Origin of the sequence: Ruminococcus sp. CAG:379 (assembly GCF_000434255.1) — a bacterium.
Lineage (GTDB): Bacteria > Bacillota > Clostridia > Oscillospirales > Ruminococcaceae > Ruminococcus_F > Ruminococcus_F champanellensis.
On the sequence record NZ_FR894918.1, the window covers coordinates 270 to 500 of the forward strand.

Below are 231 nucleotides of genomic sequence, written 5' to 3' on the forward strand. Positions count from 1 at the left end.
GCTGTGTAATCTGTTCGGCACGAGCCTCGATGAAGTAAAGGGATTCTGGGTAGACGTCTGGACGAGTATCAAGAACTTTTTCGTCAACATCTGGAACGGAATCAAGAATTTTATCAGCTCTGCTCTGGGCGGAATCAAAAACTTCTTTACAACAATCTGGACGGGTATCAAGAATTTCTTTGTCGGTATCTGGACGGCGATTTACAACAGTGTATCCGAGAAAATCAATCT

General features: G+C 43.3%; 1 protein-coding gene. It reads right to left on the reverse strand.

Annotated features, from left to right (window positions below; translation table 11 throughout):
- A partial coding sequence (locus QVO51_RS09330; protein WP_288168076.1) for a hypothetical protein occupies positions 1-231 on the reverse strand: 231 nt, incomplete at both ends.